The sequence below is a fragment of the Spirosoma foliorum genome (assembly GCF_014117325.1).
Lineage (GTDB): Bacteria > Bacteroidota > Bacteroidia > Cytophagales > Spirosomataceae > Spirosoma > Spirosoma foliorum.
Genome location: NZ_CP059732.1, coordinates 1424669 through 1441417 on the forward strand (window position 1 = coordinate 1424669; position 16749 = coordinate 1441417).

The following is a 16749-nucleotide window of genomic DNA, read 5'->3' on the forward strand; positions in this document are numbered from 1 at the left end:
GGTTACGAACCTGACGTGTTCCCACAACCTGACTTTTACCCGTTCTATGTATACCTCGTCTGTTGTTCCAGTAATGGACAAACTGATTATTTACCAGATTTTTACGCGCCTGTTTGGCAATCAGAATACAACGAACCAGACAAACGGAAGTCGTGATGAAAATGGCGTCGGAAAATTCAACGACATCAACGATGCGGCTCTAAAATCGATCCGGCAGTTTGGGGCGTCGCACATCTGGTTTACGGGCATTATTGAACACGCTACCCAAACTGATTATTCTGCCAATGGTATACATCCCGACGATCCGGCTGTGGTGAAGGGTAAAGCTGGTTCGCCCTATGCGGTTAAAGATTACTACGATGTTGACCCTGATCTGGCTGTCAGCGTACCCGATCGTATGGCCGAATTCGAGGCATTGGTTCAGCGTACCCATGCCAATGGGTTGAAAGTTATTATCGACTTTGTACCGAACCATGTGGCCCGCCAGTACCAGTCCGATGTGAAACCCGCGGGCGTTGAGGACCTCGGCCAGAATGATAATACGACCGTTATCTTTTCGGGTCAGAACAATTTTTATTATCTACCTGGGCAAACCTTTGTTGGCCCGCAAGATCATTTATATCCACAGAATAGTGTCAATAAGTTGCATGAGTTTCCAGCTAAAGTGACGGGCAGCGGGTCGATTACGGCAACTCCCGATATCAACGACTGGTACGAAACGGTTAAGCTGAACTACGGCTACAACATTTTTGACGGAACGACCCAGTTTGACCCTGTGCCGACGACCTGGCATAAGATGCTCGATATTCTGCTGTTCTGGGCGGATAAAGGCATTGATGGATTCCGATGCGATATGGCTCATTTGGTACCGGTTGAATTCTGGCAGTGGGCAATCAGTCGGGTTAAGCAGCGTTATCCCCGGATGATTTTCATCGCCGAGATTTACGACCCTGGCTTGTATCGTTCGTTTATTTTCGGAGGTGGGTTCGATTATCTCTACGATAAAGTCGGGCTGTACGATGCTGTTCGGCGGTTGATGGAAAATCATGGCTCCTGCTACGACCTCACTCGGGTATGGCAGCAGGAATCCGGCGATTTTGCGCAACACATGCTTCGGTTTCTGGAAACCCATGATGAACAGCGCATTGCATCCCGATTCTTTACCAACGATCCCTGGGCCGCAGTGCCCGGAATGACGCTGTTGGCCACCATGCATACGGGTCCCATGTTGCTCTATTTTGGTCAGGAGATCGGCGTGCGGGCCGAAGGGACCGAAGGTTTCAGTGGTGACGATGGCCGGACCACCATCTTTGACTATTGGGGACTGCCCGACTGGCAGGGGTATATCAACCACGGGCAGTACGACGGAGGTGGTTTAACTGATGGCCAACGCCGGTTGCGCTTATTTTATCAACAATTGAACTACCTGGTCAGCGGATCTGATGCGATTCAAAACGGGTATTTCTATGACTTGCAATACGTCAATGATCAGGGCCAAAGTGCGGGTTACGATGCGCATCAGGTCTATAGCTATCTTCGTTACACCGAGCGGCAAAAGTTGCTGATTATCTGTAATTTCTCGAATTTCTCGACCTACGAAACAACGGTTATGATACCAAATCTGGCCTTTGGTGCTATGGGACTGGACCCAACCGGTACTTATCAGTTCTGTGATATATTCCTCAGCGATACGCAGATTGAAAGTGTTGGGTTGGCGGGGGTTCCTGTTTTATTGCCACCCAGAGCTGTATATGTACTCGAAATTAAATCGTAGATTCATGGTACTTTTCAAGCCGTACGTAGTCAATAGTGTATGGTTGAAAACAAATACCCACCTATGCTAAGACTGTTTACTACATTTTGCCTGCTGCTGGTAGCCATAACGAGCCAGGCTCAGGAGCTTGTTTTGTCGACAAACCTACAGTCGTTGACCCTTGTAGGTGGTAAAACTGCCCCCGAAACAACCATTACTATTGGCAAGCAATTCATAGGCCGACCCTATGTTCCGCATACACTGGACGCAAACCCAACCGAACAGCTGGTGGTGAATGTTCGTGAGTTTGATTGTACAACCTATCTGGAGACTGTACTGGCGCTTTCATTAGCTTATCAGGACACACCAGATAAGCAAAATCAATTTGTTTTTGAGCAAACATTTCGGAAGTACCTGACCAAACTTCGCTATCGGGATGGCCGTATTGATGGGTATGCCAGTCGTTTACATTATTTCTCAGACTGGCTTGGCGACAACGAGCGTAAAGGACTCGTGACCGATGTGACCCGTGAGTTGCCCGGTAGCTTGTCGGTGGCTAAGCCAGTTTCGTACATGACCACCTCAATTTACAAATATCCGCATCTGAATGATCCTGCTGTTTTCAAACAGGTTGCGCAAACGGAAGCGGCAATTAGTCAAAAGGCTTTCTCGTTTATTCCAAAGAAAAACATTCGGCAAGCCGAAGCGCAACTTCGTGAAGGCGACATCATTATGCTGACAGCCGCCCGTCCTGGTTTAGACATGAAGCATGTAGGTCTTGCCATTCGGCAACTGGATGGACGAATGCACCTTCTGCACGCATCATCCGATCTGGGAGCGGTAGTCATTACGCCCTATCCAATAAGCGATTATGTGCTGGAGCATAAGCGGCTTTCAGGCATTCGGGTAGCTCGTTTACGTGCGGTCAGCACATCGATAGCAGCAACGGCAAGTGGTGAGTGATTTTCGGCCGATAATTGCTAACCAGCAGGTCGCGTAACAAGAATATAATCCTGAAAAAAAGGCGAACCTGATTTCCCCTGAATCCGAATCGTATTATTGCCTGGCGTTAGCGAAATGGTTGCCGTGTAGGTGCGCATTCCCCCGTCAGTTCCTTCTATCGGAAAGTCAATTGGAGCCGCTCCATTAATAATAAGGCTGGCAATGCCTGATGCCTGTGCAACTGATTGATATCGTACGATCAATGTATAATTAGACGCTGTGGTTGGTATGCCTGTTACTGTATAAACCAGGTAATCACTGCTTGTGGCATAGGGGCCACGTACATTGTTATCGGCAGCAGGCCCTGATGAGGTTCCTGTTCCTGCTGCATCTTCGGCCTGGATCTTTTGCGAGAAAGCCGGGCTGGTTACAGCGCCAGGTTTGATCAGGGGTGGTATTGTTCCTGCCGGAATAATGGCGCCGTTGTCGACTGTGAGGGTGAAGCTTCCAGCACCAACAGCCGCTTCGAAAGCTGCTTGTCCTGCGCTATTTAGCGGATAATCGGCGGTGTTTCGTAGAGCTGTTGCCAGGTAAATCACCTGCCCATCGCTTGTACGACGAATTCGGATAAGTTGCGTGCCTAATGCCATGTTTGTTAATGATTTATGTTTTTATATAGTGAGCTTGTCAGAAGAAAAATTGAACCGTGTTGAAAAGAGCCAACTTGCTCCCCTGCAAATTCACTTCTATCTGGACATTAGGAACCGGGTTTAGGATAATGGTTTCATAACTGTTTTTACCACGGCTAGGGTCGAATGCCCAAACGTCTACGGCATTATCTTTAATTCGAAACATAGCATCGGGACGGCCGCGCCGGGCTGTAGGATTCGTGGCATAAGGACCGTCGAATGCTGACGCATGTTCCAGAATAGTAGTCCCATCGGTTTGGGGTTCAACCCAAACACCGGAATCCTTAAACTGATATCGGCAGTACTGCCAGGGTGCCCCTTCCGTTCGGCTACACTGCGAGTAATAGTAGGCAGCTTCGAAACCTGCATCATGCCATCGGCACGGTTCGGTAGGGTAGCCCGCCGAAGTTATAGGAGCGGGCGTACCGGCACTTGTCGGCTGCCATTGCCAGGTTGACGGATTCGCGTTAGGGTCTCTGGCCTTCACTTCGTTAGGATTAGTGCCGTATTGGTCATACTGACTTCGGGTATCAAAAATGATATAACCAATGGTACGGCAAAAACCAATGCCGAAGATATTGCCTACCTGCCAGTCATAATCAACCTGAGGGTGAACAGCTGTTTTAAGAGTACCCAGATTGCTTACCGAACGGGTGAAAAAGTAGCCGTTGTGTAAGGCACCATTTTCGTTGCCAAGTCCTTCTACTTTGCCCCAGTCCAGATAAATTAATTGAAACGGAGGAATGCCAGCAGGAGTGTCATTGATACCTTTAGCCATTACTTCTGCCGCAAAAGCTTTATTATAATAACGACTGGCATAGTCAGGCTGATCGGCATAGTGTTTTATGATGGCACCAACTCCCATGGCTTCGAGCCCTGCGTTGGGGAAAAAATAATTGCACGTTTGGCGAGCGCCATCGACACTGGTAATCTTCTGTTTAAACAGGGTATCGTTAGGCATTTTATTGCCACCACCAGGTACCTGATAATTCCAGGGGTCGCCGTTGTAGTTGGCATCACCACCATAGGTTCCAAAATCACGAAAGGGCAGTCCGGCAGGATTGAAATCAGGGCTCCTGTATTTTTGTAGCCTGGCGGCATACCATTGGAAATACTGAGGTGAATAACCGGGCATTCCATAGGAACCTTCCTGAAACTCATTGGCCTCGAACAAGGCGCATGGTATGCTGTTGCTGGCCCTAACTATATCGTCGTTACTTAGGCTTTGTCCACCATAGCCATCGCTTCCCGTATACGGACCAGGAGCACCCGGTGTTTGAAGGTCTTGACTATGTGTCCAGCTAATTCGTTGCGTATTAGGGAGATTGTTGTCCATTACCGCCTGTACTCCTCCTCGACGAAGTGTAACAATGCTGTCGGAGGTAATATCTGTTCGTTTCCGAACAATGGTGAATATCCGGTTATCGGGCAGAGACAGGGTAGGTGCGTCCTTCATACCACGAGCCATCCAGATATCGGTTGGGGAAAGCCAGGCTGGTCGGGTTACGCGGTAAGGAAGCGTAGACTGGTAGACAGGAGGAGGGTCTGCACCCAAAAGGATGTGAGCGAACGCTTTCCGAGTCCAGTTATATGGGCTGGTTGGAAGGTAGGCAATTACCATGATGATTGATATACTATCACCTGGATTAAAGTCATACGTAGTTGGCAGACTGGTTACTGCCGTCATGCCACCTATAAAGTAATAGACAGATTCTGATCCTTGGGTAGTTAATTGTACCGTGTTGACAATTCGGGCCTTCCCTGCTGAGTTCCACTCCACCGCTGGAGTAAATACCTCAGGGTTGGCCACAATCGTCTGTACAGTTACAGGCGGATTGAGGGTAAAATCACCATTTGAGGCTGTTGCATAGGTTTCATTTGGAGCTACCGGATTAGGGACAAAGTCAGCATTTAAAGCCGTAGCATACGTGTCGTTGAGCATAAGACATAGAGACTAGAATAAAATAGATACGTCTATAGCGGTGGATATATAAGGTAATGACTCCTTTAGAATGGACTATAATGTGATTTTTTTCTAGTAGTATCATCGGAATTCCTAAAAACGATACTTAGCAAGAATCTGACCAAAGTAGTGGAGTGTGCAATATTATTAGCGAACGGTAATTGCATGGATAGTTAAGGGCTGGTCCCCTAACGTCTTTCTGCTACCATTTAAAACTTAAATTTTACTTGATCTTTCTTCTGCGATCTGTATCTGTTCTGTCTGATTTAGATACAGTTGGCCTATTTTTTAGACAAATCAAGCGATTGAGAAATAGGATTATTTTTATTTGTGCCCATTTTTTGTCGTTCGTATACGTTCAAAATATGGATTTGGCTAGGTGTTTGCTATTAGTTTAAGAGAGTAACATATACCACCGTTTTATTAACTCTTTTTTATCTATAACTATATATACTCGGTAAGTTTTATCTTCTATTATATGCGAATAACCGTACTAACTGCGCTTCTTAGCTTCGTCGCAAACCTTGTATTGGCACAAACGAACTACGTTATTACCTCTGCGAATGCGAATTCGCCGGGTACGTATAATACGATCGTTGGTCCTACCGCAGGGAACGGTACGTTAACGGGCTATTTTAATTCGTTTTATGGCTTTCAAAGTGGCATATCTACTACAGGAGGCTATGAAAATACGTTTATTGGTAATGGGGCTGGTAGGTATAATACTACAGGGATCGATAATACATTTATGGGTCACCGGTCGGGAACAAATAGCATCACTGGGAATTATAATACGTTTCTAGGCTCAATGTCAGGTCAGGCGGCAACCACCGGAAATCGAAATACATTTATCGGATATGAATCGGGTTTATCGACGACCACGGCTAGTTTTAATGCTTTCATCGGCAATGGCGCTGGGCGACTAAATACCATAGGCTACAATAATGTCTTTGTTGGAAACAATTCGGGTTATACGAATAATACAGGTTATTTCAACACCTTCATTGGGAGTGATGCCGGTTATACGAACTCCGCTGGTTCTAATAATGCATACATAGGCTACCGTGCTGGTTATACTAGTTCAACGGCCTCCGGAAATACGTTTGTGGGTAGTTTGGCAGGTCAGGTAACGACCACTGGGGCCAATAATACATTTTTAGGAAGCAGTGCAGGTACCTTAAACGTAACAGGTACGCAGAATAGCTTTGTTGGCTTTTCGTCGGGCAATAACAACACAATGGGCTCTCAAAATACCTTTTTGGGGTATAATTCTGGGTTTAATACGACTATTGGATCTGGTAACACGTTCATTGGCAATGCAGCCGGTTACTTAAATACGACAGGTGGAGGCAGTACTTTTTTAGGAAGCAATGCAGGGTACAACAACACAACGGGTGCTGGAAATACCTTAATTGGTACCAACGCTGGGCAGGCTAACACAACGGGTAGTTTTAATGCCTTTGTCGGTTCATATGCTGGACAAGCTACGACGACTGGCTCTCAAAATGCCTTTATTGGTAACAATGCTGGCTATAATAATACAATAGGTGCGACAAATACCTTTATTGGAAATTCGGCTGGTTATGAGAATACTACCGGGTCCAGTAATGCATTCATGGGTGGTAATACAGGCTCCTTTAACACTACGGGTTCCGGTAATACATTTTTAGGCATTTCAGCGGGGCTGCGAAATACGACAGGATCGAATAATATATCCGTTGGACTTCGGGCAGCCAATAAAATTCAAACGGGCAACAAAAACGTAATCATCGGCGATAGTGCAGGTTTCAACACGAATAGCGATGGCAATGTGATGCTTGGTTCCAAAGCTGGGTTTACAAATCTGACGGGGCAGAAAAGCACATACTTAGGTTTCCAGTCGGGTTATAATGCCGTTGCCGATTCAAATACATTCATTGGCTACCAGTCGGGCTTTGCAACGACTACGGGGAAAGGCAATACCTTTATGGGCGTAGGAACTGGTCGAGGAAATACTACCGGAAGCCGCAATACCATTGTTGGGAATGGTGCGGGGCCTTCGAATCTGGACGGGAACGATAATGTTTATTTAGGTTATAATTCGGGGCAGTTCGATAAGGGGTCGCACAATATACTCCTGGGTACAGGAACCGATGTTTTGGCGCAGAACTTAACGCACGCTACGGCCATCGGGGCCGATGCAAAAGTGGGTGTGAGCAATGCTATCGTGCTGGGTAATAATGCCAATGTGGGCATTGGTACATCGACGCCGATGACCCGCCTGGAAGTGGTAGGTGAAACACCCGATGCCAGTGGTTTTCGATTAACTCAGCTGACAGCCAGTAGTCCAGCTTCCCAATCTACCGATCAATTTCTGACGGTAAATGAACAAGGTGATGTGGTGAAAGCTCGTTATCAACTGCGTATTAATAATGTTGCGGAATGGAGCGATAAAGTCTTCGAGTCTACTTATGTATTGAAATCGTTGGATTCTGTAGCTGCCTATATTAATGAACATGGCCATTTACCGGGTGTGCCATCGGCAGAACAGGTGGTCTGCGAGGGTGTTGATCTGGTAAAAATGAACGCTAAATTGCTAGAGAAAGTGGAAGAGCTGACCTTGTATATGATTGATATGAAAAAGGCGGATCAGCAAAAGAGCGAACAAATAAACCAGCAGAACCGGCGGATTCAGAGGCTGGAAAATCAACTTAAAATGTCAGTTAACAATAAACGGTAGGGTGGGTAGATTAAAGTTCTCTAAATGCCCGAATGCAACGCAACGATTTTAGAATTGTCTGCGTACATTACTTCAGGGGTGTGGTGAATGCCTTGGAGAATGCTTTTCAACTACCAACCTATGAAAGCAGCCCTACCATGATTGGTAGGGCTGTTGTTTTGTTTACTAGATGTTTACCCCTCGACTTTTCAGAGGAAGGGAGCGGGGTTTAATCAATTAATCAAGCTTTTGCCCCGATAGGGGCTTAAGAGCGAAGCGTCGGTAGGAAAATTCAAGAGTTTTTCTATTCGTGCCGTTAGGTACGAGACCAGTTGCATACCTAACGGCACACTGATTCTACACAAAACTTACTTTACTACCGACGCTTCGCTGTTTTATCCCTATGGGATGATTATGGGTTAAACTGACTCAACCAAAGATGCTTAGGTGCTTTTGGAAAATGGCTTCATACTTCAGGGCAGCCGTTTGCTGATTTGCTTCTTTGCAGGCTTCCACTATCGTTTGGAGGATGTATAAATCCGCATTCGGACTACGACTCTGGTTATTTCTGGCGTACACCAGGTTCTGATCGGCACGAGTGGCCATGGTGTCGGCAATGGTCAGGGCTTTTTTTGTGTCGTTTACCGCAAACAGGAACCGTACATAATTGGATGAGATCTGATCGTACGGAATGCTCTTATCGGGCATCACTTTCAGCGAATAGTCGAGAACCTTGCGGGCTTTGTCGGATTTGCCTTCCCGAATTAATTGATCGGCCAGCCGAAAGAAAGCTATTCTTGCCGAGATAACAGGTGGCCCTTTGTAGGTGTCGTCGTAATAAACAGCGGGGTTATCAAACTCCCGCCAGAACGTCTTATTCATCATGTTATCATACATAATGTCGGAGTTGACGTAGCCATCTGTAGCCCCTGGTATTGCCACCGGCATCAGCCGATAGGTATAACCTTCTAGCTGCATGTAATTCTTCAGATTCAGGTAATGCTCATTGGCCAGTGTACTCGAAAAATAAATAGGGCGTTGCCAATTATTGGTGGCAATCATATCGAGCATAACCAGGTCGGGCTTGAAGAGATCTTTATTGCCAAGCGTCCATTGTAAGGTATCTTTCAGCAGTGGCCGTAGATTAGCCGGAACGAACTTCGCCTGATCGACGGCCTGCTTGTCTATAGGCAAAAACAACACCGACGAGGGGAGAATATTCGTCATATCACCCGTTGTCAGCGGTACCTGAATGGCCGGATTATTGGTTTTAACGAGGTTAATATACTGCTTCAGGTCGATACCATTTTTTACACCAGCTACCTCGTAAAAGGGAATAATATCATTTTTGCCTTTATTAAACTGATCAAATTCTAGCGACATCGGTACAGCATCGGACTCGTACGTTTTGCGCTTCATTTGCTGAATATACCACTCCGTACCTAACAGGCTGAGGTTACACACCCGCACATCACGTCGGAAACTTTCAACTTCCTGCACGTACCAAAGCGGAAAGGTATCATTGTCGCCTTCGGTAAACAGAATGGAATTCGGCGCGCATGAGTTGAGCATATTCTTGGCAAAATCGACCGAATGAAAGCGATGATCGCGGTTGTGGTTATCCCAGCTTTTAACGCACATCATAACGGGCACCAGCAAACACATGCCAATGACGAATTCATTTCGGAACGTTACCGATTTAAATCGAACCAGAAAGGCGCGCAGAAATTCAACAAGAGCCAACACACCCAAGCCTAGCCAAATGGCGAAGAAGTAATACGAACCAACGTATATATAATCACGTTCGCGGGGTTCGGAAGGAGGGGAATTGAGGAAAATCTGAAGACCAATACCCGTAATCAAAAACAGGAAGCCAATGATAAGAAAGTCGTGACGACGACGGAGGTACTGAAATACCATACCAAAGAGCCCCAACAGAAAGGGCAGCATGTAGAAATTGTCGTGGGCTTTATTCGCTTTCAACAAGTCGGGTACGTTCTGATCCGATGACCAGGGTAGGAGGTAACCCGCGCCTTCTTCGTCGCTTTCCCGACCCGTAAAATTCCACATCAGATAGCGCCACCACATATGGTTGAGCTGGTAGGTAAACAGAAAACGAAGATTGTCGCCCATCGTAGGTTTTTGCCCTTCGGCGAGCCCTAACATCTGCCGGTATAATTGTGGATGATTGAAGTGACTACTATACACGCGTGGAAACAGCATTTCATAGCCGGGCGCATAGATATAGTCGGGCTGGTAATCGTAAATGACGTACTTGTCGCCCTGTTTTTTCCACATCGGGGCACCTTTTTTCTGATCGATTGGTCGAGCTGTAAAGATTGGACCGAACAACAGCGAACGGCTTCCATACTGCTCCCGATTTTGGTAAGACCGGAAATTCAGTACATCATCGGGGTTATTTTCGTTAATAGGTGGATTGAAGTTCGCTCGTACCAAAACCTGCATATACGAGGCATAGCCAATCAATAGAAACGCCAGACCGAGTAATGACGTGTTCAGGGTCACCCGCTTTTGTCGGGCAGACCAGACGATGCCGTACCCAACGGCTCCTAATAAAGCCAGCGTAAAGAAAATCACACCTGAATTAAAAGGAAGCCCGAACGTATTGACAAACAGGCGTTCCACGAAAAAAGCCATGCCCGGCAAACCCGGTATCGACGCATTAATAATACCGAGTATGGCCAACCCAATTCCCAGCGCGGCTGTGCCTCCCCAAAAGGTGGGCTGCGGGTATTTTTTGAAGTAGTAAATAAGGGCAAGCGCGGGAATAATCACCAGATTGAGCAAGTGAACCCCAATGGATAAACCGATTAGGTAAGCCGTCAAAATTAACCAACGGTTGGCTGCGGCATCATCCTGAATGCGTTCCCACTTGAAGGCTGCCCAAATAACGATGGCGGTAAAAAAGGACGACATGCCATACACTTCCGCTTCAACGGCCGAAAACCAGAACGTGTCGGAGAAGGTATACGCCAATGCACCAACGGCCCCTGTGCCAAGGATCAACAGCTTGTCGGTAAGGGTATAGGCTTCATTGGATTGGTCGGCGTCTCGATTGCCCAGTAGTTTTCGGGTAAGTAGCGTAATTGTCCAGAATAAGAATAGAATCGTGAAGGCGCTGGCCAGTACAGACCCCATGTTGACCCAGTACGCTACACGAGTCAGGTCGCCAAAAGATAGCATCGAGAAAATTCGACCCAACAGAAGAAACAAGGGTGCACCGGGCGGATGAGGAATCTGGAGTTTGAACGAAGAGGCAATGAACTCACCACAGTCCCAGAAGCTGGCCGTTCGTTCCACGGTGAGGGCGTAGGTGATGAAAGCAATGGAAAATACAAGCCATCCGACCCAATTGTTCAGGCGTTTAAAGGAGACCATAGACGTAGAGATTTAGCGATATGTATTTGTGTAAGAACTCGCCAAAACTACAGTCTGACCTGCTTTACCAGCTTGCTGCTTCTGTTAAGAAATGTTAATAAGTAATTGATTTATAGTTATTTAACATTTGTATAGGTTTCTTGATAACACCTCGGTGGAAATACGCTATTACAAGCTTGGGTAGCTATTGCTTAAAGCAACAATTTGTTTCCAATTGAAGAGCGTCCTGCCAAAAGACTTTAACCACTTATAGCTCCATAAGCCCCACGTTTAAAGTCGATCCTGCCTTACATCGAGTCTTAAACTTAGCTTTTTCGGTAGGCAGTACCTTTCGTCGATCCTACAAATGACAAACTAAAAACCACTCAAACTTCACCCTCAAAATTCTTCCGATCATGAAAGTACTACACTGCAAAGACGTTGGTTTCGATTGCCCCGGTGTGATCCAGGCCGAAAGTGAAACCGAAGTGTTAGAATTAGCTGCCCAACATGCGCAGGAAGCGCATCAGGTAACGGTTACGCCCGACATGGCCGCCCAAATCAAGCACCTTATTCGGGAAGCTTAGTGATTTATTTGTACCCCATATCCTCGGTCTGTGTCCTCACCTAGAGTATACACACATTTTTGGGGATGTTTAAACTCCGTTAGGAGTGACCTGTTAATAGAAGAGGACTAAGCTTACCCTGAAGCGCCGTAGGTGCGACCTATATTGATAGGATCAGGTCGCACCTACGGCGCTTCGGGCCCTTACTAAGCATCAATACCTATTGACAGGACGCCCTTACAGGGCTGATTAGCCTGAGTCAAAAATGTGTGTACATTCTAGGTGCCCTCACAGATCAAGGATTCGGTGTGACTCCATTGGGGTCACACCGTATTTGTTTTCTACAAGTTGCTAATTTACAGTGTGTTTTATGTTCAAACCGCTTTTAAAACATCGCTCATCAACGACGTGACGAGCTTAATCTCCGATTGTGTGCGTTCCAGCAAAGTACGAACCTGGGTTTCTTCAAATTGCTCTAAATGCTCCAGTTTGTAGGCCAACTGAGCCAGACTCGGCATACCAGCACTGAGCGCGGTTCCGTTCATCTTGTGGCCCGCCGACTTCAAGCCCGCTAGATTTCGGATTTCTACTTGACGCAAAAGATTGGCTAGTGAACTAGTTAGTTCATCTTCAGCAGCTTCCATGAGCTTCTCCAGAAGGTCTAGGTCTTCGCCCGATATGGTTTTTAAGAGTTGAGGGTCGAAATGAGCATCAGGATCGTCGACGTCAATAGCCTCAGGTGTATCTATAGATTGCGTTTCCAGCCACTTCTGGAAGAGCGAAGCCATTGATTTTTCGACGATAGGTTTCGTTATAAAATCATCCATACCGGCGGCCAGACACTTTTCCCGTTCGCCTTTTACCGTACCAGCCGTGAGCGCAATAATTGGGATATGCCGATCCTGTTCTAAAGCTCGAATACGTTGCGTGGCTTCGTATCCGTTCATCACGGGCATTTGAATATCCATCAAAATCAGGTCGGGTTGGTGCTCTATGTAATTGTCTACCGCTTCCTGCCCATTAATGGCCTCTATGATTTGCGCATTGGGTATAAGCTTGTTTACAAAGGTTTTAGCCAGTAACTGATTGATCTTATTGTCTTCAACCAGCAATAGTTTAACTGCTTGTTGGGCAATCTGAACAGACTGCTGAACTTCCTGAAACGCGGGTTTGCTGGTTTGCTGACCCAGGTGTGATAGCGCCCGGAACAAGTCGGTCATTTTAACCGGTTTTACCAATCGCTGGTTGATGGCCAATGACTCACTCGCTTTAATCAAGCGTTCGTCATCGGAAGAACTATGCAGAAGGATGATTGCCTGTTGTTCGGTTGGCGACGAGAAATTCGCACGGATTTTCTCAATGGTTTCCAGACCATCCATGTACGGCATGTGATAGTCCATCAGAATCACATCGTATTGTTTCTGTTTGGCCAACAACTGTAGCGCTTCGAAACCATTGCTGGCTTCATCAACGCTGATCTGGCGCAGCAAAAACATCTGGCGCAGAATCAGACGGTTGTTTTCATTGTCGTCAACAATCAGAACGTTCTTTATCTGGTTTATATCCAACCAATTAATTGCTTCACCAACTTCGGTTTTCAGGCGGACATCGAACGAAAAACAGCTGCCTTCGTTCAGCGTGCTAACTAACTCCAGACGGCTTCCCATCAGACCGAGCAGTTTATTCGAGATCGTTAAGCCCAATCCGGTTCCGCCGTATTTTTTGGTGGTGGAAGCATCTTCCTGCGAGAAGGCATCAAAAATGCGTTCCTGCATGTCGGGTTTTATACCAATGCCGGTATCACGTACCTCAAACCGTAGCGTGACGTACTCCTGAGTAGGGTCCGTTAATGGCTTGATTTTTAGCTCTATTTCTCCTTTCTGCGTGAACTTGACCGCGTTGCCCAGCAGGTTTACCAGAATTTGCTTTAAACGTACCGAATCGATGTAAATAAAGCGTGGCAAATTGGCAGGTAAATTGAGCAGCATTTCAAGCCCTTTATTCTGAGCCTGATACGTAATAATATCGGCAGCCTGACTACTGATTTCGTAGACATCTACCTTTTCGGCGGCCAGTTCCAGCTTGCCCGCTTCAATTTTCGAGAAGTCCAGGATATCATTGATGATACTTAATAAGGCATTCGCCGATTGATCGACAATGGACAGGTATTGGTGCTGGGTTTCGTTTAGCGAGGTTTTGAGCAGCAGATCCGTAAAACCAATGACCCCATTCAAGGGAGTTCGGATTTCATGGCTCATATTCGCCAGAAATTCCGATTTGGCGACACTGCCCTGCTCGGCCTGTTGCTTTGCCTTCTTCAGTTCTTCCCGTTGTAGATAAGATTCAGTAATGTCCTGGGTAAACATCATGATGCCCCCAATGGAACCGTCATACTGGTACCAGGGCCTAATTTCCCAACATAAATAACGATCATGATCGCTCCATTTAGGACGCCATACATACTCATCACTTTTCTCGATGGCTCCGTTTAGACATCGGCTGAAGGTCACCTTCCAGTCTTCGGAAAGCGTCGGAAATACGTCGTAGTGGGATAAGCCAATGACACTTGTTTTGAGTTTGTAATCCTCCTTCCACCGATTACTGACCGCCAGATACGACATGGTCTGATCGAACATGGCTACGGCTGCCGGAGCATGCTCAACGAAGGCTGCGAGTCGTAATTTTTCGTTGAGCAATGCCCGCTCGGCTTCTTTCTTTTCGTGAATATCCTGGAACGTACCGTACAAACGAGTGCATCCTGCTTCGCCACATTCGGGCTGTCCTACTACGCGAACCCAAACTTCCCGATTGGTTGCGGTAACAATCTGCAGTTCTATATCAAATGGAGTGCCTTCGGCAAGGGCTTGGTCAACAGCTTTAACAATTTGCTCGTGGTTTTTGCCCCGGAAGAATGTTTCACCCGAGTTGAGCATGGGCTCAAACTCGTCGGGGACTTCATGAATGGCTTTGGTAACGGCCGACCAATACATGGTTTCTTGTGTAAAGTCGGCTTCCCAAGTCCCAATGCGAGCCACCTTATTGGTTTGCTCGAGCATTTGTTTGGTCCATTTCAAATCAAGTTCTAACTGGTGCCGTCGGGTAATGTCGATGGCGTTTCCAATAACGTAGGCTTCTCCATTTAACTCATGCTCCAGAATATTCGCAAAGAGCCAGATATGTAGCGAGCCATCTTTATGCAACGTATGCATAAGCCCGCTAGCCTTGCCGGTTTTACGAATGGTTTCTAAATACACCTCAAAACCAGGATGCTGCTCTTCTGGAACGATATTCTGCAAACGGCGCCCAATTAGTTCTTCGGGTTCATAACCCAGCGCTTGCGCCCCCGCGGCATTGACACTCAGTATTTTACCCTCCAGGTCGTGGATACACATAAGACCCTGCGAGTTTTCGAAGAATGAGCGGAACCTGTTCTCCGATTGATAGAGTTTAACCTCTTTTTGTTTTTCGGCGGTCACATCCCGAGCCACTGCAAACAGATAGCCCGTAGCCGATTCAGGTGTCGCCACCCATTGCAGATAGCGGTAGGTGTCATCCTTACATCGGAAGCGATGGGTAAAGTTGATGGCTGTATTACCTGCCGCTAACTGACTAATTTCCTGTTCTGTTGCCAGCCGATCGTCGGGATGAACTAACTCGAAAAATGAGGTTGACAGTAAATAGCGCTCGTCCCAGCCCAGTAGCTGCTGAAAGGCTGGATTTATTTTCTTGAGGTATCCATCAATGCCAGCTACAAAAATTAAATCATTGGATAGTGTAAAAAGATTTTCAAAATAAGCCAGTTCCTGTTTCTGGCGGTGTTCGACAATGAGCGATGTGGCCATTTCGCCCAGTATTGTCAATGCTTTTTGCTGACTGTCGGTGAGCTTTCTGGGTGTTTGATCCAATACGCACAAGGAACCTAAGGCATAGCCATCTGGATCAGTTAGCGGATAGCCCGCATAAAACCGAATGTTGGGTTCTGCTGTAACAAACGGATTTTCTTTAAAACGAACATCTGTTGTCGCATCTTCTATCTCAAGAATGGTCGTATCCAGAATAGCGTGCTGGCAAAAAGAAACGTCCCGGCTGGTTTCTGATCCATCGATACCTATTTGCGATTTGAACCATTGTCGTTCCTTATCTAGTAAGGTTACAAGCGACATTGGGGTTTCACAAATCAACGATGCTAATTCAGTTAATCTATCGAATGCTTTGTCGGGTAGCGTGTCCAGAATTTGGTATCGATGTAATGCTTCTAATCGCTTATGTTCATTAGGGGGGAAAACCATAAATTTTATTAGCTATGCATACGGGAATTTAAGGTACTAGATTCGCGCTATACAATTGCTGATAATATTGGTTTTATTTATTGATTGGTAACAATTAGATACTCTTATAAGAATACTTTAAACTAAATGTGATTTTGTTTATATAATATATGAATATGGTTTATATGTGTAGCGAAAATCTCTCTGAATCACGCAGCGGTATATTCTGCCTTTTAATAAATATCTTGTGTCTTTTTTTAGTCTTTGTATCTAATCTATAAACCGTACTCAGCTAACTTGTCCATTATTATGAATGCCCAGAGTTATCAGTCAGTAATTTTGAACTATATTTTAGTCGCCCTGACCCTTCTGGCTATCTTACTCGTTTGTGAGCTTCTAATGCTATAGGTAGTTGCCTGACATTACCATTTTCTTGATTGGATACGTGATGGGGTAACTTATAGATATTAATTTCTTGATTACCATTTGCCG

At 46.2% G+C, this 16749-nt stretch carries 8 protein-coding genes; 4 read left to right on the plus strand and 4 right to left on the minus strand.

Going from position 1 to position 16749, the window contains the following annotated elements; translation table 11 throughout:
- The first annotated feature begins 46 nt into the window (after nt 1–46).
- Together H3H32_RS05780 and H3H32_RS05785 are read left to right on the plus strand one after the other, a co-directional pair.
- The gene (locus H3H32_RS05780; RefSeq protein ID WP_182461705.1) at nt 47–1774 is read left to right on the plus strand and encodes an alpha-amylase family glycosyl hydrolase; all 1728 of its coding nucleotides are present in this window, start codon (nt 47–49) and stop codon (nt 1772–1774) included.
- Nucleotides 1775–1837: 63 nt separating this feature from the next.
- Nucleotides 1838–2716: an N-acetylmuramoyl-L-alanine amidase-like domain-containing protein gene (locus tag H3H32_RS05785; RefSeq protein ID WP_182461706.1), complete on the plus strand. Its 879-nt coding sequence runs from the start codon at nt 1838–1840 to the stop codon at nt 2714–2716.
- Nucleotides 2717–2733: 17 nt separating this feature from the next.
- On the opposite strand, the gene H3H32_RS05790 is transcribed toward H3H32_RS05785, so the two are convergent.
- Nucleotides 2734–3345 carry a carbohydrate-binding protein gene (locus H3H32_RS05790; protein ID WP_182461707.1) on the minus strand — a complete coding sequence of 204 codons (612 nt, stop codon included), beginning with the start codon at nt 3343–3345 and terminating at the stop codon, nt 2734–2736.
- 37 nt (nt 3346–3382) lie between these two features.
- Nucleotides 3383–5326 carry a hypothetical protein gene (locus H3H32_RS05795; RefSeq protein ID WP_182461708.1) on the minus strand — a complete coding sequence of 648 codons (1944 nt, stop codon included), beginning with the start codon at nt 5324–5326 and terminating at the stop codon, nt 3383–3385.
- Nucleotides 5327–5825: 499 nt separating this feature from the next.
- Between H3H32_RS05795 and H3H32_RS05800 the strand changes: the two genes are divergently transcribed.
- Nucleotides 5826–8066 (plus strand): beta strand repeat-containing protein, encoded by a 2241-nt coding sequence (locus H3H32_RS05800; protein ID WP_240543669.1) that lies wholly within the window; start codon nt 5826–5828, stop codon nt 8064–8066.
- A 408-nt stretch (nt 8067–8474) separates the two neighbouring features.
- Here the strand turns inward: H3H32_RS05800 and H3H32_RS05805 are convergent, their stop codons facing one another.
- Nucleotides 8475–11444 (minus strand): glycosyltransferase family 117 protein, encoded by a 2970-nt coding sequence (locus tag H3H32_RS05805; protein ID WP_182461709.1) that lies wholly within the window; start codon nt 11442–11444, stop codon nt 8475–8477.
- A gap of 395 nt (nt 11445–11839) precedes the next feature.
- Here H3H32_RS05805 and H3H32_RS05810 point away from each other — a divergent pair, with 395 nt between their 5' ends.
- Nucleotides 11840–12010, plus strand: a complete 171-nt coding sequence (locus H3H32_RS05810; RefSeq protein WP_182461710.1) for a DUF1059 domain-containing protein — start codon at nt 11840–11842, stop codon at nt 12008–12010.
- Nucleotides 12011–12363: 353 nt separating this feature from the next.
- Here the strand turns inward: H3H32_RS05810 and H3H32_RS05815 are convergent, their stop codons facing one another.
- A complete protein-coding gene (locus tag H3H32_RS05815) occupies nt 12364–16278 on the minus strand; it encodes a PAS domain S-box protein (RefSeq protein WP_182461711.1) in 3915 nt (1304 codons plus the stop codon).
- Between the last annotated feature and the right edge of the window lie 471 nt (nt 16279–16749).

What these genes read in the sequence shown, in the direction of transcription:
- H3H32_RS05780 (WP_182461705.1), top strand. Translation starts at nt 47, where the DNA reads ATGTATACCTCGTCTGTTGTTCCAGTAATGGACAAACTGATTATTTAC.
- H3H32_RS05785 (WP_182461706.1), top strand. Translation starts at nt 1,838, where the DNA reads ATGCTAAGACTGTTTACTACATTTTGCCTGCTGCTGGTAGCCATAACG.
- H3H32_RS05790 (WP_182461707.1), bottom strand. Translation starts at nt 3,345, where the DNA reads ATGGCATTAGGCACGCAACTTATCCGAATTCGTCGTACAAGCGATGGG.
- H3H32_RS05795 (WP_182461708.1), bottom strand. Translation starts at nt 5,326, where the DNA reads ATGCTCAACGACACGTATGCTACGGCTTTAAATGCTGACTTTGTCCCT.
- H3H32_RS05800 (WP_240543669.1), top strand. Translation starts at nt 5,826, where the DNA reads ATGCGAATAACCGTACTAACTGCGCTTCTTAGCTTCGTCGCAAACCTT.
- H3H32_RS05805 (WP_182461709.1), bottom strand. Translation starts at nt 11,444, where the DNA reads ATGGTCTCCTTTAAACGCCTGAACAATTGGGTCGGATGGCTTGTATTT.
- H3H32_RS05810 (WP_182461710.1), top strand. Translation starts at nt 11,840, where the DNA reads ATGAAAGTACTACACTGCAAAGACGTTGGTTTCGATTGCCCCGGTGTG.
- H3H32_RS05815 (WP_182461711.1), bottom strand. Translation starts at nt 16,278, where the DNA reads ATGGTTTTCCCCCCTAATGAACATAAGCGATTAGAAGCATTACATCGA.